This window comes from Priestia aryabhattai, assembly GCF_023715685.1.
GTDB lineage: Bacteria > Bacillota > Bacilli > Bacillales > Bacillaceae_H > Priestia > Priestia aryabhattai_B.
The window spans coordinates 14,069-38,195 of the sequence record NZ_JAMBOQ010000016.1; the positions used below are offsets into that span (position 1 = coordinate 14,069).

The window sequence follows — 24,127 nt, forward strand, 5'->3', positions numbered from 1 at the left end:
AGGCATGAAGATGCCTTTTTATCCTTTGTTTATAAATAAGAAAAGAGTTGATGTTCTTGTTTATTACTTCAAGAGAAAAATCAATCATTGAGTTAATTATTAAAACGGCAGGAAAGCATACAGCACTTTCGATTGCTACTTTTTTGAATGTAAGTGTAAGAACCGTTCACCGAGATTTGAAGGCAATTGAATCAATACTTGAAAAATTTGATTTGAGGCTGATTCGTACACAAGATGAAGGACTAATGATTGAAGGTAAAAATGAACAAATTTTTCGTCTTATCCAAGAGCTGATGAAGATTAAAACGACGGATCAGTCTCCACAGGAGAGAAAATTAATTCTTTTAATTCTTCTTCTAGAAGAAGGAGATTCCTTTAAATTACAAACACTGGCTAAAGACTTAGGAGTAAGTATTACTACACTAACTGCTTATTTAGATGAATTAACAGAGTGGTTAAAAACATTTGACGTTTTCCTTCATCGAAAGAGAGGGGTGGGAGTAGAGGTTCAAGCCACTGAAGCCAATAAACGAAACGCATTAGCTAATTATTTTCTTGTTCACTTTAACGAAGAGTTAATTGAGTGCTTGTTTCTAGTAGAAAATCAGCAGCATACAAATGAAACGATTTTGCATTATTTTTATCCAGATTATTTAACAGAAGTAGACCGAATTGTACATCAAGCGATTAATCAGCATCATTCTAAGCTGGCTGACAGCGATTATATAGGGCTCATTGTTCATATTTGCATTATGATGCAGCGAACGAAAAAGCAAATGTTTCTAGAAGACGACGGCGGCCAAACGGAAGAGCTGGCGAGTGAAATGTTCTTAATGAAGGATATTTGCCGCGAAATTGAACGGGTATTTTCTCTTTCTTTTACAGAAAAAGATATTCATTTCTTAGCAGTACGGCTGCGTGCAGCGAAGTTCCAAACTACAAGAGACGTATATTACGACAGCGTAGTGGTTGGGCAGATTATCAAAAATATGATTGCTCATGTTTCTGTTCAGCTCAACATCGACTTAACCGGTGATTTTTCCCTTTACCAAGGGCTGCTTGCTCATATGGAACCAGCAATCTTTCGTCTCAAGCAGAAAATGGAGCTTTTTAATCCATTAACAGAAGAGATTAAGAAAAAGTACCCTGTTTTATTTATGGCTGTAAGAAACAGTATCGATCAAGAGTTGCCGGATTTAGTTTTTCCAGATGATGAAGTGGCATATCTTGTTTTGCATTTTGGTTCAACGCTAGTACTAAAAGAAGAAATCATGGAAATTCAGGCACTGATTGTCTGTCCAACTGGAATCGGCACCTCAAAAATGTTAGCTAGCCGTATTCGTAAAGAGATTCCGGAGATTAATTCAGTTGTTATTAAATCGGTAAAAGAAATCAAAGCAGCTGCGCTTGAAGGGTATGACGTAGTGATTTCAACAGTAAGACTTCCTTTTTTTAATGTAGATTACATTTTAGTCAATCCACTCTTAACCGAAGAGGACATTCAATCCGTTCAGAATTTTTTACAGAAAAATATTCAAAAGTTAACCAAAGATAAAGACTATCGTTCTTTTCAATATACAAATAAGACCACTTCTATAGAAAAACCGTCTTTTGAGGAAACGATGAAGCAAATTAAAGATGTGCATGGAAGTATCGAATCAATTCTTCAAAACCTTAGAATGTATCGATTTTCGGATAGAGTGAGTCACGATCAGGTGATTTTGCACGTAGTAAACGCCGTTGAAAAAGAACGTTTGATAACCAATGCCAGCTGCGTTATTCATCAGCTTAAGGAACGGGAAAACAAAGGTGGTTTAGGAATTCCACAGACGAGTATGGCACTGTTCCATTGCCGTGAACATCACGTGAAAGAGCTGATTTTTCAAGTTTCACATTTAGAACAGCCTTGCACAGTTAAAGGTATGGACGGAACAAACATGCAGGCGCGTAACCTTCTATTAATGCTCGCACCTGAGGAGTTAAGTGAAGCACAGCAAGAAATCTTAAGTTTAATTAGTACCAGTTTAATTGAGGACCATGAAGCAATGATGATTTTTTCGTCTTCGAACGAAGAGGTAATTCGCAAAAAGTTAGAAGATACGTTTCATGAGTACCTTCGAAATAATTTGATAAAGGAATGATTTTTGTGAAACAAGCAGTTCATTTTGGAGCAGGCAATATTGGTCGAGGATTCATTGGGGCATTGTTTTCTCAAAGTAATTATCACGTCACATTTGTAGATATTGCTGAAAATATTATCAATCAGTTAAACACGGATAAAAGGTATAACGTAGTAACAGCTGCAGAGCACCCGGAGACATTAGCTATTCAAAACGTATCTGGTTTAAATAATCTTACACAAGAACAAGAAGTCATTGAAGCGATTAAAGAAGCAACGTACATTACAACGGCCATCGGACCCAACATCCTGCCACGCATTGCTCCTTTAATTGCTAAAGGTTTGGATGAGCGCGTGAAAACAAGTGACGAAAATGTATATGTTATTGCATGTGAAAATCAAATCTCTGCGACAGATTTATTAAAAGGCTATATTTTTGACGTGCTTGATGAAGAGACAAAAGCGCGTATGATAAATAAGGTCTTTTTCTTCAATTCAGCTGTAGATCGTATCGTACCTATTCAACACAACCAAGGTTCGCTAGATGTTTTAGTAGAATCCTATTATGAATGGGTAGTAGAAGCAACTGAAGACATTCCTTTTGTAGAAGGAATGTCGATTGTGTCTGACCTTGCTCCTTTTATTGAAAGAAAGTTATTTACAGTGAATACGGGACATGCGGTTATTGCATATTTTGGTTATTTAAAAGGAAAAGAAACGATTGATCAAACGTTAAGAGATTCAAATATTTACGAACAAGTGCAGCAAACGCTTCAAGAAACAGGAAACTATCTAATCAAGAGATATGCCTTGGACAGAGAGGAACACGAAGCCTATATTGTTAAAATTATTGAACGCTTTAAGAATCCTCATTTAAATGATTCAGTTAAAAGGGTAGGAAGAGCGCCAATTCGCAAGCTTGGGCCTCAAGATCGTTTGATTCGTCCAGCGTTAGAAGCAAAAAAAGCGGACCTTTCTTATACCTACTTAGCGAAGGCTATTGCCGCTGCGCTTCTGTTTGACGCGCAAGAAGATGAAGAAGCTATGAAGATTCAAGCCAATATTAATGAGTATGGTATTGAGTATGTATTAAAAGAAGTTAGTGGATTAGAAGCAAGTGATGACTTAACAAAAGAAATCATTACTCAATACAATACTTTAAAGTTGTGAAAGAATTTGGTGCGTGTAAACAGTCCATTTTAGGTGGACTGTTTTTCTTTTTGTAGAAAGGGAATGTTTGTGTATAGGAGGGTGATAAAATGGTAGCTATTACGCACGTTGGGTTAGCTGTACCTGATGTAGAAGAAGCCGTGCAGTGGTATGAACAAGTTTTAGGCTTTAAGCTGATTGCTGGCCCCTATAGGTTTAATGCTGAGGAAGAAAAAGCTGAAAATATGACTCAAGATTTACTGGGGTCTCATATCAAAAAAATGAAAAATGCTCACATGACAGCTGACAACCAGGTAGGCATTGAACTGTTTGAATTTAATAAGCCGCAAATGCCTCTTGTATTAAAAGGCAATGATGAGCGGTATCAAAGTTATTTTCACATGTGTTTAATAGCCGATGACGTGGAAAAATTAGCGGATGAAATTGAACAATCAGGCGGTAAAAAGCGTAGCCAAGTATGGAATACAAGACCAGGCAAACCTTATTACTTAATTTACTGCGAAGATCCGTTTGGGAATATTATTGAGCTATATTCACATAGTACGGAGCTCATGTATGGGAATAGAGAAGAATAAAAGCTTATCCAAATTCTTTGGATAAGCTTTTATTTTTTCACGGCTGCCCGTAGCCGTATACCTTTGCCAGCTCCTCGAAGGTTTTTGATGAATAAGTAATATTTACAGGTGTTCCTACTTCCACTTTATCGAATAATTCCGCAACATCTGCATTATGCATTCGTACGCAGCCGTGGCTCACATATTTGCCAATGCTAGATTCTGAGTTATTGCCGTGAATACCGTATGTGTCCCCGGTTGTTCCGTTTGCATTAAGCCCTAGCCAGTGGGAGCCAAGAGGATTATTAGAGGCACCTCCTGCAATATGCCCTGTATAGTAAGGGCGATTTTTAATTTTGTTAACAATTTTAAAAAAACCTACCGGCGTATCGCTCCATGTTTTTCCCGTAGCTACTGAATACACCTTCTCTAACTTTCCATTATGAAAATAAGCAAGCTGATTTGTTTTTTTATTAATAATAATTAAATCTTCACTTGCTGCGTTTTCACTTGCATTCACCGTGCTTGTTGTATAAGAAATGCTGATAATAGCTGCGAGGCATAAAGCAACTGCTCGCAGTAGAATTTTTCTCACGTTCTAGCCATCTCCTCTATTGTTAGATTACATATTTGATGAATTACATGCTATTAGTGTATAAAAGGAAAATGGACTGAACATGAACCTTTCCTGAATGAAAACTGAAAGTGCATTTTATTTACACGCGAATATAAAGTAAAAATCTGGGCAGAAATACAACTAAAGGTCTGGTACATATCTCATAAAAAAGAGAAAAATGAAAATGCACCTTGTATGTTTAATTTAGGATGTATTATCATGAAAGTTTGAAATAAAGGGCAGGAGGTGGAAGAAACAGATGCTTAAAGAATTTAAAGAGTTTGCTTTGCGAGGAAACGTATTAGATTTAGCGGTTGGTGTTATTATTGGAGCGGCATTTGGAAAAATTGTGACATCTCTTGTAAATGATATTATTATGCCGCTGATTGGTTTGTTGTTAGCAGGGATAGACTTTAAAGATTTATCCTTTACAGTTGGAGATGCTACGGTATTATATGGATCTTTTATTCAAACGATTGTTGATTTCTTAATTGTCGCATTCTCGATTTTCTTATTTATTCGTTTCTTTAATCGTTTTAAGAGAAAAGAAGAAGAGAAAGTAGAGGAAGAAGTGGCTGTTCTGACAAAAGAAGAAGAGATTTTAACAGAAATTCGTGATTTACTAAAAGCAGAAGCAGTGAAAGAGCGTTCATAACAGCGATCTTTACATACGTATAGAACGGCTAAAAGTCCCGTCTTTTCATAAGAAAAGCGGGCTTTTTTCGTGTGAAATTTCTCGGGAAATGTTATTGGTATGAGCATGGGAAAATTAGGCGTGAAAGCGAGAGAGATAGGAATTTTAAAAATGTTAAGATTTTGTAGATAAGAAGCTTAAAGATGTGTGCAAATATTTCTCTAGCAAAATGCGGGATGTTTAGCGTTTTTATACAGTGTCGTTACGTCTAAAAGGAGTTTTGTTTTGTTTTTTTAGTTTTAAGGTTGTACTAAAAAATAATTCATGTATAATATTTTAAGGTTAAAAGTAAACTTTAAGTTAAGTAAAACAAAACTTGAGTTTGGAACAGCATGAACAATCATTCATGCTGTTTGCTAATTTTAAATACAGTTGAGGATCGAGAGTATGGAAATAGGAAAGAAAATTAAAAATTTACGATTAAAAAAAGGTTTAACACAAGAAGAGCTAGGAGAACGTACTGATTTAAGCAAAGGCTATATTTCGCAGCTAGAGCGTGATTTAAGTTCACCTTCTTTAGAAACATTTTTTAGTATTTTGGAAGTGCTAGGTTGCGAACCGAAAGAATTCTTCGAAATTGATACGCATGTTCAAAAGGTTGTGTACAGAGAGGAAGACTACACGAGTTATTGCGAAGATGAAAAAGGTTATCATATTCAGTGGCTTGTGCATGAATCAAACGAAAAAGAAATGGAGCCAATTCGTCTTATTCTTCATGAAAAAGGTGCATTTAAGAGGTTTGAGCCTTCTCTTTCAGAAACATTTGGCTACATTTTGCGCGGGTGTGTGAGGGTGAAGCTTGGAGGAAGAATATATGAAGCCAAACAGGGAGAGACCATCTATTTTCAAGCTTCTGAAGAACATCAGATTTTAAATGCTCATGATGGGATAACAGAGTTAATTATTGTGGCGACAGAGTCTTATTTATAGAACAAAAGAGGTGAAGTGAAATGGCATCTACGAATACAATTATTCAATTTAAAAATGTGACCAAGCAATATGATAATGATTCAGTTGTATTGGATCATGTAAGCTTTGAAATTGAAAAAGGGAAGTTTTATACTCTCTTAGGTCCATCGGGATGTGGAAAGACAACTATTTTACGATTAATTGCAGGCTTTACGGAAGCTTCGAGCGGAACGATTTATTTTAATGGGAAAAGAATTAATGATGTCCCGGCTAACAAACGTCAGGTTAATACGGTTTTTCAAGACTACGCGCTTTTCCCGCATTTGAATGTATTTGAAAATGTAGCATTTGGTCTTCGAATCAAGAAGATGAAAAATGCTGATATTGCGATAAAAGTTAAAGAAGCCCTTCGTTTTGTTAACCTAGAAGGATATGAAAATAGAGAAATAAAGGAAATGTCAGGCGGTCAAAGACAGCGTGTAGCAATTGCACGAGCAATTGTAAATCAGCCTGAAGTCATATTACTGGACGAGCCGCTTTCAGCTCTTGATCTAAAATTGCGTACGGAGATGCAATACGAGTTAAGAGAATTACAGCGCCGTCTAGGTATTACGTTCATTTTTGTTACGCACGATCAAGAAGAAGCGCTTGCGATGTCCGATGAAATCTTTGTTTTGAATAAAGGAAGAATTCAGCAAAGCGGGGAACCTACAGATATTTATGATGAGCCAATCAATCGTTTTGTTGCCGATTTTATTGGTGAATCAAATATTGTGCCAGGTAAAATGATTGCGGACTTCTTAGTGGAGTTTGGCGGCCAACAATTTGAATGTGTCGATCAAGGATTAAACCAAAATGAGCAGGTTGAAATTGTGATTCGACCTGAAGATTTAGCAATTACAAGCTCCGATCAAGGAAAGCTGCAGGTTCGTGTAGATTCACAGCTGTTTAGGGGAGTCCATTATGAAATTTTAGGCTATGACCATGCAGGGAATGAGTGGCTCGTTCACTCTACGAAAAAGGCAACGGTTGGCGAAGAAATTGGTTTATATTTTGAACCTGAAGCTATTCATGTTATGCGATTTAATGAAACGGAAGAAGAATTTGATAAGCGACTCGAAGGTTATGAAGAGGATCACCATGCAAACTAAATCAAGAAATATTTACTTAGTCCCGTATGTGTTATGGATTTTGCTTTTTGTAGTTGCTCCCATTGTATTAGTTGTCTATTATTCTTTTTTCAGCATCGATAATGAGCTGACGCTTGAAAACTATAAGAAATTTTTTACCCCTGTTTATTTACAGATGACTGTGAGCTCATTTTGGTATGCCTTTTTAATTACGTTATTTTCCTTGGTTTTTTCTTATCCTACAGCTTATTTACTAACGAAGCTTAAGCATAAGCAGCTTTGGCTTCTACTAATTATTTTACCCACGTGGATTAACCTATTATTAAAAGCCTATGCTTTTTTAGGTATATTTGGCACGTACGGTACGGTTAATAAATTTACTGAATTTCTGGGACTTGGTACTCATCAAATTTTATTTACTGACTTTAGTTTTGTATTTGTATCGGTGTATATTTTTATCCCCTTTATGATTTTGCCGATCTTTAACTCTTTAGAAGAACTTAATCCCTCGCTTATCTACGCTTCGCGAGACTTAGGGGCATCTTCATGGGTGACATTTAAGCGTGTGGTATTTCCGCTAACGCTAGAAGGGGTAAAATCAGGTTGTCAGGCTGTTTTTATTCCAGCACTGTCCCTCTTTATGATTACGCGTTTAATTGCTGGAAACCGCGTCATTACATTGGGGACAGCCATTGAACAGCATTTTTTAGTGACGCAGGATTGGGGCATGGGAGCCACAATTGCCGTCTTTTTAATTATTGCGATGGCCGTTATGATGCTCATAACAGGCACTGGAAAGAGAGGTGTGTAAAATGAAGAGAAAGTGGAAGTTCAGCCACCTTTATTTATTTTTTGTATTTTTCATTTTATACGCTCCCATTTTTTATTTAATGTATTACTCTTTTAACAGCGGAGGAAACATGCGTGAATTTGAAGGATTCACGTTAGATTGGTACAAAGAAGTGTTTCAAGACACACGTTTGCTCATTATTGTATTGAATACCTTAATTATTGCACTATTGTCTTCGGTTATTTCAACTATTATTGGCGTGATAGGAGCACTTGCTATCGTATACGTGAAGCGCAGACGTATTCAAAATACGCTGTTAACATTTAATAATGTGTTAATTGTTAGTCCAGATGTTATTATTGGCGCATCTTTTTTAATTCTATTTACCATTATCGGTGTAAAGCTTGGGTTTATATCGGTATTATTAGCGCATATTGCATTCAGTGTACCGATTGTGGTCATCATGGTTCTGCCTAAGCTGCAGGAAATGAGTCCGACACTGCTCGATGCAGCCCGCGATTTGGGCGCAAGCCGCTTCGAAGTACTTTCGAAAGTGGTATTGCCGTTTATTCGTCCGGGTATCTTTGCAGGCTTTTTTATGGCTTTAACTTACTCTTTGGATGACTTTGCGGTTACGTTCTTTGTGACCGGGAATGGTTTTTCTACGCTTTCAGTAGAAATTTATTCGTTAGCAAGAAGAGGGGTATCGCTGAAAATCAATGCTCTTTCTACTCTTATTTTCATGTTTACCGTGCTGATTGTGATTGGTTATTACTTTATTAGTCAGCGAAATAGCAATAAAGTGAAAGGGGTGGCGACTGGAAAATGAAGCAATTAGCAAAGCCGTTTATCTTCATCGTCATCCTTTCTTTAGTTCTTATGTATGTGGTTCATCATTTGAACAATGCCGAAGGATACTCTGGAGGAGATACGCTGACTGTCTATAATTGGGGAGATTATATTGATCCTGACTTAGTGAATCAGTTTGAAAAAGAAACCGGGATTAAAGTCATTTATCAGACCTTTGATTCGAATGAAGCAATGATGACCAAAATTGAACAAGGCGGTACTACATTTGATATTGCTGTGCCGTCTGAGTACGCGATTAGCAAGATGCGTGAAGAAAATTTACTATTGCCAATCGACCATTCGAAGCTGTCTAATTTAAAATACATTAATCCGCGTTTTTTAGACCTATCTTTTGATCCTGGCAACAAGTACTCCATCCCTTATTTTTGGGGAACTGTAGGTATTGTTTATAACTCTGATATGATTCATGGTAAGAAGATAAAGAGTTGGAATGATTTATGGGATCCTAAGCTAAAAAATCAAATTTTACTTGCAGACGGTGCTAGAGAAGTGATGGGAATGGGACTAAATAGCTTAAACTATTCATTAAATGATACGAATAAAGCCCATCTTCAAGAAGCAAAAAGAAAGCTTGATACACTAACACCAAATGTCAAAGCCATTGTAGGAGACGAGATTAAGATGCTCCTCGCAAATGAAGAAGCGGCAATTGGCGTTGTTTGGTCAGGTGATGCTTCTGAAATTATGAGTGAGAATGATAAGCTGAATTACGTTGTTCCAGAAGAAGGCTCGAATTTATGGTTTGATAACATGGTTATTCCAAAAACGGCTAAAAACGTAGAAGGTGCGCATAAATTCATGAATTTTATGCTAGATCCTAAACACGCTGCTCAAAATGCGGAATATGTAGGGTACTCTACGCCTAATAAAAAAGCGTTAGATTATTTGCCGAAAGAAGTAGCGGAGGATGAACGTTTTTATCCGGATGAAGAACTAACCAATAAGCTTGAAGTATATAAAAACTTAGGCAAACGAATGCTTGCTTATTACAATGAATTATTTTTAGAATTTAAAATGCACCGTAAATAAAAGGAACTTAATTAGGTCTTTATACGTGAGTTCTTTATTGTTTTTGTAAATTCAGTTGCGTGATAGCAAGAGGAAAGATAAAATACAAACGAGTAAAGCTAATAACATTTATTTTATGTTATTAGCTTTTTTATTTGTAAAACGGGAAAGATAAGAAAAAATTGAATGTTCTATTATTCATCTAGAGTTTATATTTCACATTATATAGGAGAGAAAAAGTGAAGCAAAAACAAAAGCAGCATATTCAATCCATTTATTTTTTACGATTATTCGCCATGATGATGGTTGTGCTCGTACATGTAACAGCAGCGTATGCAACCGTACTGCCATTTGCAAGCGAAGCTTATCAAAAATATCATTTTCTTAACCGAATTGTTCGAATTGAAGCAGGGATCTTCATTGTTATCACAGGTTTGGTTTTCTTTTATAGTTATATTAACAAGCCATTAACAAAGACTTTATGGAAAACGTATTATGCTCGAAGAGTGACGTATATTTTGGTTCCCTATGTTATTTGGGCACTTATTTATGAATTTTATTCGTACTATGTGGGAGCAACAGAATTAAATGCAGCTGACATTGTGAAACGTATTTTACGCGGAGAGTCTTACTATCAGCTTCATTTTATCTTTTTAATTGTACAAGTGTATCTCGTGCTGCCGATTTTTGTATGGCTAGCACAGAAAGTAACCATTTTTAAAAAATACATGTGGCTGTTTGGCATTATCATTCAGCTTGGTTATTTAATGTTTAACAATACGTATCATATCACCTCGTTTAATTTATTTTTAAATACAATGGCTACATTTTTACTTGGCGGTTGGATTGGCATTTATTATCGCGAACAAGTGGATAAAAAGTATAGTCGTTCAAATATTGTATTATTTCTGGTGACGCTCGGATCGGGAATAGCTATTTCACTGTTAAATTATCATCTATACACAATGAAGACAATTCAAATTTCAGGCTTTACGTATGAGGCTGTCAATACGCTTTATTTGGTCGTGGGAAGTTATTTCTTCTTCCGAATTGCAGAGATATTAGCTGAAAAGCTTTCTGTGAAGTCCGTGACGATTGTTAAAAATATTGCCATGTACTCTTTTGGATTTTACTTGATTCACCCAATGGTTTTAAACTTTGTGGCAAAAGCAGTACCAATACAAGGCAACTATATGTTTCACTTTGAAATCTTGGCACGCTATATTTTAACGCTAGCGGGCTGTTACCTAATCATTTGGGTATGTCATCGTCTTTTACCGTTCGCTAGCTTTTTGTTTGGTAAACTGCCAAAAGAAGCGGTATTCATTTACCGACGTCCTGATCATAAATAGAGTTTAGTTAAAAGTTATGTCTGCTTGCAGGCATAACTTTTTTTATAAAATATAAGAGATGATCGCACGGTAGTTTTAAAATATTTTTAAAAGTGACATGGTAAGATAATGATTATTTAGGTAATCACAAAAAGGGGAATTTGATATGCGTGTACTTGGGGTAGAAGATGATGCTTCATTATTAAACGGTATCGTAGAAGGATGAAGTTGACTGTAAGTCTGAAGGGGCTGATGGTTATCTTTAGCATAAATAAACTTTTAAAAAAGATTTAAAATCAAGAAAGTTTTTTCAAAAACAAATGAGCCAAAGGAAAAGGTGATTCTAAATAATAAAGGTAGGCGATGGAATTTCTTTCACAAGCCTAGCTATTTTGACATACGTAATAATAGTTAATATTTCTGTTTACTATCTAAACGTGCATGATAAAATAGAAAAGATGAATATGTGTTAGGAGGAACATCAGTGAAAATTAAGCTTGGCCTTTTATACGGAGGAAAATCCGCTGAACATAAAGTATCTTTACAAACAGCTCTAGCAGTTTCAAAAGCAATTAATCACGATAAATATGAAGTGCATCCAATTTATATTACAGAAACAGGAAAGTGGATTCGCGGCACACAGCTGACTGGTCCGCTTGAAACAGTTGCTCAATTAGAAATTCAAGATAACGGAACTGCTATTTCACCAGTTTCATTGAATACGGAAATGTTTGCATTAACAGATTCAAAAACAGATGATCAGCTAGATGTTATTTTCCCACTTCTTCATGGTCCAAATGGAGAAGATGGTACTGTACAAGGATTATTAGAATTATTGAATATTCCTTATGTTGGAAACGGTGTATTAGCTTCAGCAGCTGGTATGGATAAAGTTGTAATGAAGCAGCTGTTTGCTCAGGCAGGTCTGCCTCAAGTAGAGTACGTATCATTTATCCGCCGCGAATGGGAAGCAGATCGAACGGCTGCTTATGAAAAAGTAGAAACACTTGGATACCCTTGCTTTGTTAAACCAGCAAACTTAGGTTCAAGCGTTGGGATTAGCAAATGTGATAACCGCGAAGAGTTAGAAGCGGCATTTGTTGAAGCCTTCTTATTCGATCGAAAAATTATTGTGGAAGCAGCAGCAGTTGGTCGTGAAGTTGAAATTGGTGTGTTAGGGAATGATGAAGCAGCTTGTTCAGTAGTTGGAGAAATCTTACCTAAAAAAGCGTTTTACGATTACAAAGCAAAATATGAAGACGGTGATACAGGTCTTATTATTCCAGCTGAAATTACAGAAGAACAGCATCAAGAAATGTCAGCACTAGCAATCAAAGCATTTAAAGCAATTGATGGATCTGGTCTTGTACGTGCAGATTTCTTCTTAACATCAGAAGGTAAATTCATTATTAATGAAGTTAATACGATGCCTGGTTTTACACCTTTCAGTATGTTCCCGTTATTGTGGAAACACGCAGGTGTTGAATATCCAGATTTAATCGAAAAACTTGTGTCATTAGCAATTGAACGTCATACCGAAAAGCAGCAAATTAAACACACAATGTAACTAACACAACACTATTCATCATGAATAGTGTTTCTGTGTTTAGTTTCAATTAATATTATCCATAGTTTACTTTAGGTCGAGAGGAGCAAACCAACAATGATTAAACGTACGCTTACACAGCTAGCTACAATGGTTCCAGGAAGTGTATTTCATAGCGGGAACGAAGCAGCTGTAATTGAGGGAGTCTCAATTGATACGAGAACAATTCAGCAAGGTAATTTATATATCCCAATTAAAGGGGAACGTTTTAACGGGCATACATTTGTCGATAAAGCAATTGAAAACGGAGCGGTCGCTACTCTATGGAACAAAGACGAAGAAAACCCACCGACAGACATTAGTGTTATTTTAGTCGATGATACACTAGAGGCCCTTCAGCAATTAGCAAAGTCCTATCGTCACGAGTTAGATATTAAAGTAGTGGGCATTACAGGAAGTAACGGAAAAACAACGGCAAAAGACATGGTGAAAGCTGTGCTCGATACAACTTACCGTGTTCTGAAAACAGATGGAAACTTTAATAATCATATTGGCATGCCGCTTACTATTTTGCGTTTAGATGAAACTCATGATATTGCAGTTTTAGAAATGGGCATGAGCAGCCGAGGAGAGATTGAGTTTCTTTCTAATTTAGCGGAGCCTGATGTAGCCATTATTACAAATATCGGAGAATCGCATCTTCAAGACTTAGGAAGTCGTGATGGAATTGCGGAGGCAAAATTAGAAATTACAAGCGGCTTAGCGCCAACAGGTCAGCTTGTCTATAATGGTGATGAGCCACTTTTAACGTCGCGCGTAGTTAATCCAGTATTTGAAACGGTGACATTTGGTAGCTCAGAACAAAACGATTTGTATCCAAGTGCTATTTCAGCTGAAGAGTTAGGAACAACATTCACTGTTTCACGTGAAACAACATATTCATTCTTTATCCCGGTATTAGGTAAACATAATGTTCACAATGCGCTTTCTGCTATTGCGGTAGGTCATTATTTTGGACTAGACAATGAAACAATCGCTAAGGGATTAAAAGAATTAAAGCTAACAAATATGCGTATGGAACTAGTGAAACGAACAGATGGACTGACATTCATTAATGACGCATACAACGCAAGTCCAACGTCCGTTAAGGCTGCTATCACGTTGATGCATGATTTAGAAGGCTATAAGCAAAAAATTCTTGTTCTCGGGGATATGCTTGAATTAGGCGATCAGGAAAAAGAGTTCCACAAAGAAGTGGGAGAGTTTATTCAAGCAGAAAAAATTGATTATGTTCTAACATACGGCCCCTTATCTGTTGAAATTGAGCACGGAGCAAAAAATAATTTTGTAGAAGATAAGGTAATGCACTTTGAGGAGAAAGATGAGCTTGTTAAAAAATTAACAGCGATTACAACAAGAGAAGATGTGGTTTTAGTGAAAGCATCTCGAGGAATGAAGCTTGAGGAAGTTATCTCAAAAATGATGCATAAATTACCGTGATATTAAAAAGAGTATAAGTAAGCTCTATTGCAAACGGAAAGCCATAGTGTTATGATGTAGTCTGAGTGTCTTGAGGCGCTTATACTCTAAACGTTGAATTTATTGAAGTAGTCGTTTAGAGCATTTTCCGTTTCCTCGGAGAATGCTTTTTTTTGTAAAATATAGATAGTCTAAATATAAAAGGAGTTTGAAAAACTTGGCATTATTTCAAGATTTAGGATTAAGTCAACAGCTTAATAACGCTGTGAGTAAAATGGGTTTTGAAGAAGCAACACCAATTCAAGCAGAAACTATCCCATTAGCACTAGAAGGTCACGATTTGATCGGACAAGCACAAACAGGAACAGGGAAAACAGCTGCATTTGGTATTCCTCTTATTGAAAAAGTTGATGTAAACGTAGATGCAATTCAAGGGTTAATTATTGCTCCTACTCGTGAACTTGCTGTACAGGTATCTGAAGAACTTTACAAAATTGGTCAAACAAAGCGCGTACGCGTGCTATCAATTTACGGTGGTCAAGATATCAGTCGTCAAATTCGTGCATTGAAAAAGCACCCTCATATCATCGTAGGGACACCAGGACGTATGCTAGATCATATTAATCGTCGTACACTTCGTCTACAAGACGTTCATACAGTTATATTAGATGAAGCAGATGAAATGTTAAACATGGGATTCATCGAAGACATTGAAAAAATCTTATCAAACGTACCTGAGAACCACCAAACACTTTTATTCTCAGCAACAATGCCTACTCCAATCCGTCGCATTGCTGAAAAATTCATGAACGAACCAAAAGTGGTAAAAGTAAAAGCAAAAGAAGTAACGATGCCAAACATTACGCAGTATTATTTAGAAGTACAAGAAAAGCGTAAATTTGATATCCTTACTCGTCTTTTAGATATGCAATCACCTGAATTAGCTATCATCTTTGGTCGTACAAAGCGCCGTGTTGATGAGTTATCAGAAGCATTAAATATGCGTGGTTATTCTGCACAAGGTATCCATGGTGACTTGACGCAATCGAAACGTCTATCTGTACTACGTCAATTTAAAGAAGGTTCTATTGACGTATTAGTTGCGACGGACGTAGCTGCACGCGGACTTGATATTTCTGGTGTTACTCATGTATACAACTTTGATATCCCTCAAGATCCGGAAAGCTATGTACACCGTATCGGACGTACAGGACGTGCTGGTAAAATGGGCGCTGCTATGACATTTGTAACGCCAAGAGAAACTGGACAGTTACACAATATTGAGCGTACAACAAAACGTAAAATGGAGCGTATGACTCCTCCAACGCTTGATGAAGCAATGGAAGGTCAACAGCGTATTGCAGCTGACAAATTAACAGAGTCTGTGACACAAGGCAACTTATCTTACTACAAACAGTTGGCAGAAGAGTTACTTGAAGAGCACGATTCAGTTTCATTAGTGGCAGCGGCAATCAAATTATTTACAAAAGAACCAAACGAATCACCAATTCAATTAACTGCTGAACCACCGGTAATTGCAAAAGGTGATAAAAACAAACGTGGAAATGGCGGAGGTCGTTCACGTTCTAACTCTAAAAACTACTCGCAGCAAAATCGTCGTGGAAACTCAAAGCGTTTTGGTGACAAGCGTCGCGGTGGAAGCAACGGTAGTGATAATAGAAATCGCAATAGCAGCAGCAATCGTAAAGATTCTCGCAGCAAAGCGTAAAACAAAAACGAGCCTTAACAGGCTCGTTTTTTTATGTGTTAATTGCTATTTTATTGGTGCACACTATGAGTAAAATAAAATGGGGTGTTCACTGATGTCGACCATTGTTCGGTTAGGTTATGTGGCGATGAGCGTTCATTTGGAAAATAGTTCTCCTTCTCAAACAATGACTTTTGCACAATTTCAGCGTGTGAAAGACCATGAAGCGGCCATTCGCAAGCTCGAACGTATCGCAATATCCAACTTAGAAAACTGCTTACGGTTATTAAAACATAATGCGTGGAGTGAAATTGAGTTTTTTCGATTCAGTTCTAAGTTAATTCCATTAGCTAATCATGACGTGCTAAAAGAGTGGAACTACATAGCTCCTTTAAAAGATGCTCTTCAGCGTATTTCTGTATTTTTGAAGAAACATCCAATGCGAGTAGATTTTCACCCGGATTATTTTGTTGTTTTAAACTCAACGGATAAAGAGGTTTTTAAGCATTCTATTCAAACTCTTCGCATGCATCAAAAGTTGCTAAAAGGAATGGAGATTCCGCTTCGGAATCGCTGTGTTTTACATGTTGGAGGAGCCTATAATGACAAAGAAAAAGCACTGGAGCAGTTTATTCATAATTGGGGGCTTGTACCTCAATCTATTCAGCAAATGATTATGTTAGAAAACGACGATACAACCTTTCATATAAAGGACGTCTTGTATTTATGTGAAAAACTAAATGTCCCAATCATTTTTGATCTTCATCATCATCAGGCAAACAGCGATGAAACTTCGTGGCAAGAGCATTGGGACCGTATCATTAGAACATGGGAATATGAAACACTTCCTCTAAAAATGCATATATCTAGTCCTAAAAGTGATAAAGAATTTAGAGCCCATGCAGATTATATCGATGTTAATGGGTTTTACAGCTTTTTAAAAGAAGTAAATGGAACGATACCGCAAATTGATTGCATGATTGAAGCTAAGAAAAAAGATGAAGCGCTCTTTCAGTTAGTAAAAGATTTGAAGTCTTATGAAGATGTGGAATTTATTAACTCATCCACTTTTTATATTAAATCCTAAAGCAGGCCTCATATCTGTGTCTTGTTTTTCTGTTTGAACGCAAGAAAAGCGAGAAGAAATCCAGCAATACCTCCACCAAAATGAGCTGTATTGTTGGTTCCTGGCGTTAGCAGACCTGAAAGTAATCCAATAATTAAAAAGACTACAATGATTTGCTGGTTACTTTTAGAAAGCATATGCTTTTGTTTTATTACAAGATAGAGGTAAAACCCAAGCAGCCCGAAAATGGCACCTGATGCACCCACATGGCTGTAAAAAGAAGATTGGATTAGAAATGTAACGATATTTCCAAGCAATCCACACGTAAGGTAGAATAGAAGAAACTTATAAGAAGAAAGAATACGCTCAGCACCTGGTCCTAACAAGAACAATGAAAATGAGTTAAAAAGAAGGTGTGAAAAGCTTAGATGCAAAAAGATAGGTGTGAAAAGTCGCCAGTAGTCTCCTTGAGAAATTAAGCTATTCACACCAATAAGCTGATGTATAAAAGATTCTGCAAGGTGTGAGGGAAGAGCGGCAAGTAACCATAGCGCAATGTGGATGCAGATAAGCGTGAAGGTAACAGGATAAAAACGTTTAAATTCAGCTGCATTTTCTGTGCGTACGAACATATTTGTCACTCCTTTTTATAAAGGCATTTTTATATACTATTCTGTAAGAGAGGATTAAATGAAAATGATTATAGGAACTGGAATTGATATTACAGAGTTAGAGCGGATTGAAAAAATGGTGCAGCGTCAAAGCGCTTTTATTACTCGGATTTTAACAAAAAATGAAAGAGAACGCTATGAAAAGCTATCAAGCCGACGCAAGGTCGAATTTTTAGCAGGAAGATTTGCTGTGAAAGAAGCATATTCGAAAGCTCTTGGAACAGGAATAGGAAAAGATTTCAGCTTCCAAGATATCGAAATCGTGAATGATGAAAGAGGAAAGCCCTACATTGTTACAAAACAACCACTTGATGCGTCTGTACACGTATCTATTTCGCACAGTGCGCACTATGCAATTGCTCAAGTAATTATTGAACGCTTGTCAAGCTAGTCTGCATATTCACTATTTCTTGTTCATATATTCATAGTGTGGATAGGGGAGACAAGATATGTTCTTGCTTCTCCGTTTAGCTGTGAATATACGAAATAAAGGAGTTGGGGAAATGCATAAAAAATGGATTGGCTTATTTGTTTGCGCCTTTTTTCTCTTAGCCTTATCAGCATGCGGTGAAAAAAGTCAGCAGGATGTAACAGATGCATTGGATGCCAAGGTACAAGAAATGGCGGGGTATAAATCAGATGCTAAGATGACATTGAATACAGGGAAAGATGCTCAAGTATACGATGTAGAGATTTGGCATAGTAAGCCTATGTATTATCGAGTGAATTTGAAAAATACAAAGAAAGATCAAAGCCAAATGATTTTGCGTAATGATGAAGGGGTTTTTGTCTTAACACCTGCCTTAAATAAAAGCTTTCGTTTTCAGAGCGACTGGCCGCAAAATAGCAGTCAAGCTTATTTGTATGAATCCCTTGTCCAAGACATTGTGAAGGATGAAAAAGCAAGTTTTAAATCAACGGATAAGCATTATATTTTTGAAACAAAAACCAACTATCAAAATAGCACAATGCTTCCTAAACAAGAAATTACGCTGAACAAAAGTGACTTAGCGCCTGTTTCGGTTAAAATTATGGATACGGATAATAAAGTGTTAATAAAAGTTGATTTCTCTAAGGTGAAATTCGATTCTAAGTTTGATAAAGGAGCTTTTGACACAAAAAGAAATATGACAAGTGCAAAGATTGACGTTCCGACACTAGCTCAGCAAAAATCATTTAGCGTCCTTTATCCTAAGGATGTTCCAAAAGGTACAAAGCTGTCCAAAGAAAAGAAAATTGAGACGGAAAATGGCGAGAGAGTCGTTTTAATGTACAAAGGAGAAAAGCCGTTTACTCTTGTACAAGAAAAAGCTCAAGTAGCTAAAACAGCAACATCTACAGTTACTGCCGGAGAGCCATTTGATTTAGGTTTTACTGTGGGAGCTTTAACGGATAAAAGTCTATCTTGGACATATAATGGAGTAGACTTTATGCTGGCTTCTGATCAGCTAACACCAGATGAATTGAGTACAGTTGCTAGGTCTGTGCAAAGTCAGATGGGAAAATAAGAGAAGCTTACAAGCCTGCATATATGTAGGCTTGTTCTTGCTTAATTTGAATAAAGATCGAGATGAAGTTTGGTTATAAATGTATTATACTAACAGAGGAAAGTACGTTTAGAATGGTTCTGAAAAAAGGAAGTGTCGTAGTAATGGATGCATTTTATAGAGAAACATGGGCAGAAATTGATGTAGAAGCCATTTTTCAAAATGTGAATCATGTAAGAGAACTGATACCGGGGCATAAAACGCTAATGGCCGTAGTAAAGGCGAATGCTTACGGGCATGGAGATAAAGAAGTAGCAGAGATTGCGCTTCAAGCTGGTGCTGATATGCTAGCTGTAGCTTTTTTGGATGAAGCTATTGCTCTTCGAAAAAAAGGAATAAAGGAAGCCATTTTAGTATTAGGAGCCGTGCCTACCCCATACATTCAAACAGCATTGAAGTGGGATGTAACGGTCACTGCTTATAGCAAAGCTTGGATTGAAGAAGCAGCGTCCATTCTAGGTGCAAACAGTCAGTTGCATATGCATTTAAAAATAGATACAGGCATGGGTCGCTTGGGAATTAGAACGAAAGAAGAATTACACGAAACGATGAATATCATCACTTCTCATTCAGGATTCGTGCTGGATGGAGTGTTTACACACTTTGCAACAGCAGACGAGCTAAACTCGCCTTATTTTGAAGAACAATACACATTCTTTGAAGAAATGGTTCGAATTGTGAAAGAACATAATTTTACACCTCCGATGATTCACTGTGCAAATAGCGCAGCCTTGCTTCGTCGTCCGAAAGATATCTTTAATGGCGTACGCTTAGGTATCTCTATGTATGGCTTGAGTCCTTCTGAGGAATTAAAAGAAGTCTTGCCAATTCCGTTAAAACAAGCGTTTTCGCTGCACAGCCGTATTGTGCATGTTAAAAAAGTCAAAAAAGGGAGTCATATCAGTTACGGAGCTACTTATGAAGCCGAAGAAGATGAATGGATTGCTACTATTCCAGTAGGATACGCAGACGGCTGGATTCGTAAATTAAGTAATTTTGAAGTATTAGTAGACGGAGTTAAAGTGCCAATTGTTGGTAGAATATGCATGGATCAATTGATGATTAAATTACCTAAAATGTATAAAATGGGTACAAAAGTCACATTTATTGGAAAACAAAAAGGTGCTGAAATTACAATTGATGAAGTAGCGAAGCATCTTGAAACAATTAATTATGAAATCCCTTGCATGATTGCAGCAAGGGTTCCGAGGGTTTATACAAGAGATTCGCAGCATATTGATGTTAATAATTATATCTTGCGCTGAATATACATCTTCCTGAGTCAACATAAAAAGTCTGCGAACAAAAGACAATAAAATAATAACTTCCATGCATAAAAGAGGGTATCAATTGACGATAATAGTGTAGAAATTGACAGAATTAACTTTCCATTAAAGCTAATCAATGTTATGATAAGGAAAGATGAGACTATTGGTGTGTGTATTGATGTTGGAGGTGTATGTTTGTGTCTGAAGCGAGCGCAACTACAGAAATCCTAGTAAGATTACCGAAAAATTTAGTATCGGAGCTCGATCTTATGGTTAAACAAGAAAATGGCAACCGAAGTGATTTTATTCACCAAGCAACAAAATTGTACCTTCGTGAGCGAAAAAAACGCCATATTCGCGAATCAATGAGACGTGGATATATGGAGATGGCAAAGATAAACTTAAATATTGCTTCCGAGGCTTTTCTAGCAGAGTATGAAGCTGATCATACTGTGGATCGTTTAGTAAGCGGGGGGTAATGACTTGGTAGTCAAACGTGGCGACGTTTATTTTGCTGACCTATCTCCTGTTGTTGGCTCAGAACAAGGAGGCGTTCGCCCTGTACTTGTCATTCAAAATGATATAGGCAATCGTTTTAGCCCAACTGTTATTGTAGCTGCGATCACTGCTCAAATTCAAAAGGCAAAGTTACCTACGCATGTTGAAATTGATGCAAAGCGCTATGGATTTGAGCGAGATTCAGTTATTTTACTAGAACAAATTCGTACTATTGATAAACAGAGGCTAACAGACAAGATTACCCATTTAGATGATGAAATGATGGACAGAGTGGATGAAGCCTTGCAAATCAGTGTAGGACTTATCGACTTTTAGAATTATACTTCCATTTATGCTAAGTTGCTCCTTTATGAGCAACTTTTTTAATTTGACTAGGAATAATTAGTAAACGTATATTGTAACAAGAAACGTTTTAAAAATGATAATATATATATAGATATAAATGAGTGTATTGACTCACAAGGAGGCCCTCATGAATCAAGATTTATTCAATTATATACAAAATCATAAATCAGAAATTTTTGATCGATGGCTAGTGTTAATGAATGATGTGGAAACAGAGCGGATTAAAAACATTGTGTCCGAGCAAGTGTACGTAAATGTGAGCTCTGATTTTGTAAATTTACTTTTGGCAAAAGCATTCCGTGATCAGGAAAATTTTGCAGAGGAACTAGAGGAAGTAGTAGGACGAGTTGTGAGTTTAGGGTGGCCCCTTGCTTATTTGACACAGGGTGTACGTAACTTGGGTCATGTAGTTGTTGAAGGGTATGTAAACAGTGAACATGTAAAAGCTGACCAAACTCATCCTGAATTATTCTATCGGTTTGACAAGTGGTTAAGCCCTATTTATAACAAAATAGTAGAACAATACTCCAACTCGTGGGAAAATACAGTTATGTTGCAAAAAGTTGCACTTCAAGAATTGTCTGCTCCATTAATACCGGTATTTGATAAAATTACAGTAATGCCGCTTGTGGGAACAATTGACACCGATCGCGCAAAGAAAATTATGGAAAACTTACTGCAAGGTGTCGTAAAGCACCGATCAGAGGTCGTATTAATAGATATTACCGGAGTACCAGTAGTGGATACGATGGTTGCCCATCATATCATTCAAGCTGCTGAAGCCGTACGTTTGGTTGGAGCCAAGTGTTTGTTAGTAGGAATTCGTCCGGAAATTGCTCAGACTATTGTGAACTTAGGTATTAACTTAAACGAAATTATTACGAAAAACTCATTAAAAAAAGGTGTAGAGTTTGCGTTAGAAATGACTGAGCGGAAAATAGTTGATATAGAATCGGAGGAATAAACGTGAGAATACCCATTTTGAAATTGTACGACTATTTATTGGTATCCATTCAATGGGAGCTGGATGATCAAACGGCTATTCAATTCCAAGAAGATTTGCTAAGTAAAATTCACCAAACTGGAGCAAAAGGAGTGGTAATCGATTTAACTTCAATTGATATGATCGATTCATTCATCGCAAAAGTGTTAGGTGACGTGGTTAGCATGTCTAATTTGATGGGGGCCAGAGTAGTATTAACAGGTATCCAGCCTGCAGTAGCTATTACACTTGTTGAGTTAGGGATTGGCCTAAACGATGTTCTTACTGCACTCGATTTAGAAAAAGGTCTTGAGAAACTCCAATCGGAATTGGGGGATTAGTATATGGAATTCCAATCCAGCGTAAAAATCGTAACAGAATGGGACATCGTAGCGGCACGCCAATTAGGTAGAAATGTGTCGAAAGAGCTAGGGTTTGGAACAGTTGACCAAGCTCGTATTACAACCGCCATTTCTGAATTAGCTCGTAATATTTACCTATATGCGGGTAAGGGTCAAATCTATATTGAAAAATTAAATCGTGGAGGAAAAAACGGTCTTCTTGTCGTAGCAACAGATGAAGGGCCAGGTATCCCCGACGTTCGCAAAGTAATGGAAGATGGATATTCAACATCGGGTGGACTAGGAGCTGGGCTTCCTGGGGTAAAGCGATTGATGGATGAGTTTGACATCGAAACAAATGTCGGAGAAGGTACTGAGATTAAAGCAGTTAAGTGGCTCCGGTAGGAGGAAATAGATAATGTCTTTTGATAAAGAGATGAGAGATTTATACAAAGATATTTTGGGGAACTATATCCAAACACAAAATGAACAAATTTTGTATCAAGGACAAAAACTAAGTAGAAAATCTTTAGAGAATGAAATATCGCCAGAAGATATTGTGAGCATTCATAAAGAAGTGATTGAAGAAATTTATTCTGATATTCCAGAAAAAGTGCTGCATTCTCTGGACTTTTTACTTGAGGTAATGATTAGCTACGGTCTTGCTCTTCGTGAGCATCAAACATTAAAAAATAAGCAGCGGGAGCTTCGTTCTGAAATCGAAGTTGCCGCTAACGTCCAGCAGACGCTGTTAGGGACAAAGGTTCCGGCTAGTTCAACTTTAGAAATTGGCGCAATTAGCGTACCGGCTAAACAGATGAACGGAGATTATTTTCACTTTGTAGAAGAAGAGCACGGTGGATTAAGTATTGCCATTGCCGATGTGATCGGAAAAGGAATTCCAGCTGCAATGTGTATGTCTATGATCAAGTATGCAATGGATAGCTTACCGGACTCAAGAAAAAATCCAAGTTACGTATTAGAGAATTTGAATAATATTGTAGAGCGAAACGTAGATCCAAGTATGTTTATTACGATGTTCTACGGAAGCTATAATCCCGAGACGAACTTATTTGATTATGCATCTGCAGGGCATGAGCCAGGTTTTTATTATGATGCCAAAGCTGATTCATTTGAAGATTTGGAAGCAAAAGGACTCGTACTAGGAGTCGATCGCCATGTGAAATATCTTCAGTACGAGCAGCAACTTTCAAAAGGCGATATGATTGTTCTGTTAACAGATGGTGTAACAGAATGCAGAACTGAAGAAGGATTTATTGAAAGATTGGACATCATAAAATTAATTCGAAAATACATGCATTTGTCTCCTCAAGAAATTGTAGAATCTGTATACAAAGAGCTGGAAAAATTACAGCATTTTCAATTGAGGGATGATTTTACATTGATTATTTTGAAGAGTTTAGTTTAAGTATTCTAAATAAGGGTACAGAAAAGATAGCACAA

25 protein-coding genes are annotated in these 24,127 nt (G+C 37.0%); 23 read left to right on the forward strand and 2 right to left on the reverse strand.

Translation table 11 applies throughout. From position 1 onward, the window contains the following. Positions 1–50 precede the first annotated feature (50 nt). The 3 genes from M3225_RS27550 to M3225_RS27560 all read left to right on the forward strand — a co-directional run bounded on the left by M3225_RS27550 (position 51) and on the right by M3225_RS27560 (position 3,864). A complete protein-coding gene (locus M3225_RS27550) occupies positions 51–2,141 on the forward strand; it encodes a BglG family transcription antiterminator (RefSeq protein WP_251400421.1) in 2,091 nt (696 codons plus the stop codon). 5 nt (positions 2,142–2,146) lie between these two features. Beyond that, positions 2,147–3,289, forward strand: coding sequence for a mannitol-1-phosphate 5-dehydrogenase (locus tag M3225_RS27555; RefSeq protein ID WP_251400422.1), 1,143 nt, complete (start codon positions 2,147–2,149; stop codon positions 3,287–3,289). Positions 3,290–3,378: 89 nt separating this feature from the next. Next, positions 3,379–3,864 (forward strand): VOC family protein, encoded by a 486-nt coding sequence (locus tag M3225_RS27560; RefSeq protein WP_251400424.1) that lies wholly within the window; start codon positions 3,379–3,381, stop codon positions 3,862–3,864. A gap of 37 nt (positions 3,865–3,901) precedes the next feature. Here M3225_RS27560 and M3225_RS27565 read toward each other — a convergent pair whose 3' ends face one another. Next, positions 3,902–4,438: a L,D-transpeptidase gene (locus M3225_RS27565; RefSeq protein WP_251400426.1), complete on the reverse strand. Its 537-nt coding sequence runs from the start codon at positions 4,436–4,438 to the stop codon at positions 3,902–3,904. A 280-nt stretch (positions 4,439–4,718) separates the two neighbouring features. Between M3225_RS27565 and mscL the strand changes: the two genes are divergently transcribed. The 11 genes from mscL to uvsE all read left to right on the forward strand — a co-directional run bounded on the left by mscL (position 4,719) and on the right by uvsE (position 17,011). Beyond that, a complete protein-coding gene (gene mscL, locus M3225_RS27570; RefSeq protein WP_251400428.1) occupies positions 4,719–5,114 on the forward strand; it encodes a large conductance mechanosensitive channel protein MscL in 396 nt (131 codons plus the stop codon). A 426-nt stretch (positions 5,115–5,540) separates the two neighbouring features. Next, complete coding sequence (locus tag M3225_RS27575) at positions 5,541–6,083, forward strand: helix-turn-helix domain-containing protein (protein ID WP_251400429.1); 543 nt, start codon at positions 5,541–5,543, stop codon at positions 6,081–6,083. Positions 6,084–6,103: 20 nt separating this feature from the next. Continuing rightward, complete coding sequence (locus tag M3225_RS27580; RefSeq protein ID WP_251400430.1) at positions 6,104–7,213, forward strand: ABC transporter ATP-binding protein; 1,110 nt, start codon at positions 6,104–6,106, stop codon at positions 7,211–7,213. Continuing rightward, a complete protein-coding gene (locus tag M3225_RS27585) occupies positions 7,203–8,003 on the forward strand; it encodes an ABC transporter permease (protein WP_251400432.1) in 801 nt (266 codons plus the stop codon). Before M3225_RS27580 ends, M3225_RS27585 begins: the two co-directional genes overlap by 11 nt. 1 nt (position 8,004) lies before the next feature. Next, a complete protein-coding gene (locus tag M3225_RS27590) occupies positions 8,005–8,811 on the forward strand; it encodes an ABC transporter permease (protein WP_251400433.1) in 807 nt (268 codons plus the stop codon). Next, positions 8,808–9,881: an ABC transporter substrate-binding protein gene (locus M3225_RS27595; protein WP_251400435.1), complete on the forward strand. Its 1,074-nt coding sequence runs from the start codon at positions 8,808–8,810 to the stop codon at positions 9,879–9,881. The genes M3225_RS27590 and M3225_RS27595 overlap by 4 nt, the downstream gene beginning before the upstream one ends. Positions 9,882–10,099: 218 nt before the next feature. After that, positions 10,100–11,212 (forward strand): acyltransferase, encoded by a 1,113-nt coding sequence (locus M3225_RS27600; RefSeq protein WP_251400437.1) that lies wholly within the window; start codon positions 10,100–10,102, stop codon positions 11,210–11,212. A 463-nt stretch (positions 11,213–11,675) separates the two neighbouring features. Then, positions 11,676–12,758, forward strand: a complete 1,083-nt coding sequence (locus M3225_RS27605; protein WP_013054995.1) for a D-alanine--D-alanine ligase — start codon at positions 11,676–11,678, stop codon at positions 12,756–12,758. 96 nt (positions 12,759–12,854) lie between these two features. After that, positions 12,855–14,237 (forward strand): UDP-N-acetylmuramoyl-tripeptide--D-alanyl-D-alanine ligase, encoded by a 1,383-nt coding sequence (locus M3225_RS27610; protein WP_251400440.1) that lies wholly within the window; start codon positions 12,855–12,857, stop codon positions 14,235–14,237. A 196-nt stretch (positions 14,238–14,433) separates the two neighbouring features. Further along, positions 14,434–15,945: a DEAD/DEAH box helicase gene (locus M3225_RS27615; RefSeq protein WP_251400441.1), complete on the forward strand. Its 1,512-nt coding sequence runs from the start codon at positions 14,434–14,436 to the stop codon at positions 15,943–15,945. Positions 15,946–16,039: 94 nt separating this feature from the next. Then, positions 16,040–17,011 (forward strand): UV DNA damage repair endonuclease UvsE, encoded by a 972-nt coding sequence (gene uvsE / locus M3225_RS27620; protein ID WP_251400450.1) that lies wholly within the window; start codon positions 16,040–16,042, stop codon positions 17,009–17,011. 8 nt (positions 17,012–17,019) lie between these two features. Here uvsE and M3225_RS27625 read toward each other — a convergent pair whose 3' ends face one another. Next, positions 17,020–17,622 (reverse strand): rhomboid family intramembrane serine protease, encoded by a 603-nt coding sequence (locus M3225_RS27625; RefSeq protein WP_251400452.1) that lies wholly within the window; start codon positions 17,620–17,622, stop codon positions 17,020–17,022. 64 nt (positions 17,623–17,686) lie between these two features. Here M3225_RS27625 and acpS point away from each other — a divergent pair, with 64 nt between their 5' ends. From acpS to M3225_RS27670, 9 genes are all read left to right on the forward strand, one after another. Then, on the forward strand, positions 17,687–18,052 hold the full coding sequence (gene acpS / locus M3225_RS27630) for a holo-ACP synthase (RefSeq protein WP_251400464.1): 366 nt from the start codon (positions 17,687–17,689) through the stop codon (positions 18,050–18,052). A 58-nt stretch (positions 18,053–18,110) separates the two neighbouring features. Continuing rightward, the gene (locus tag M3225_RS27635) at positions 18,111–19,169 is read left to right on the forward strand and encodes a LolA family protein (protein ID WP_013055001.1); all 1,059 of its coding nucleotides are present in this window, start codon (positions 18,111–18,113) and stop codon (positions 19,167–19,169) included. Between the two features lie 143 nt (positions 19,170–19,312). Beyond that, a complete protein-coding gene (alr, locus tag M3225_RS27640) occupies positions 19,313–20,473 on the forward strand; it encodes an alanine racemase (protein ID WP_374109853.1) in 1,161 nt (386 codons plus the stop codon). Positions 20,474–20,673: 200 nt separating this feature from the next. Beyond that, positions 20,674–20,955, forward strand: coding sequence for a CopG family ribbon-helix-helix protein (locus M3225_RS27645; protein WP_013055003.1), 282 nt, complete (start codon positions 20,674–20,676; stop codon positions 20,953–20,955). A gap of 4 nt (positions 20,956–20,959) precedes the next feature. Next, positions 20,960–21,310 (forward strand): type II toxin-antitoxin system endoribonuclease NdoA, encoded by a 351-nt coding sequence (ndoA, locus tag M3225_RS27650; RefSeq protein WP_013055004.1) that lies wholly within the window; start codon positions 20,960–20,962, stop codon positions 21,308–21,310. A 157-nt stretch (positions 21,311–21,467) separates the two neighbouring features. Next, positions 21,468–22,304 carry an RsbT co-antagonist protein RsbRA gene (locus tag M3225_RS27655; RefSeq protein WP_251400456.1) on the forward strand — a complete coding sequence of 279 codons (837 nt, stop codon included), beginning with the start codon at positions 21,468–21,470 and terminating at the stop codon, positions 22,302–22,304. Between the two features lie 2 nt (positions 22,305–22,306). Next, complete coding sequence (locus M3225_RS27660) at positions 22,307–22,663, forward strand: STAS domain-containing protein (protein ID WP_013055006.1); 357 nt, start codon at positions 22,307–22,309, stop codon at positions 22,661–22,663. A gap of 3 nt (positions 22,664–22,666) precedes the next feature. After that, on the forward strand, positions 22,667–23,068 hold the full coding sequence (locus tag M3225_RS27665; RefSeq protein WP_013055007.1) for an anti-sigma regulatory factor: 402 nt from the start codon (positions 22,667–22,669) through the stop codon (positions 23,066–23,068). A gap of 13 nt (positions 23,069–23,081) precedes the next feature. Continuing rightward, positions 23,082–24,092, forward strand: coding sequence for a PP2C family protein-serine/threonine phosphatase (locus tag M3225_RS27670; RefSeq protein WP_013055008.1), 1,011 nt, complete (start codon positions 23,082–23,084; stop codon positions 24,090–24,092). The last annotated feature ends 35 nt before the right edge of the window (positions 24,093–24,127 follow it).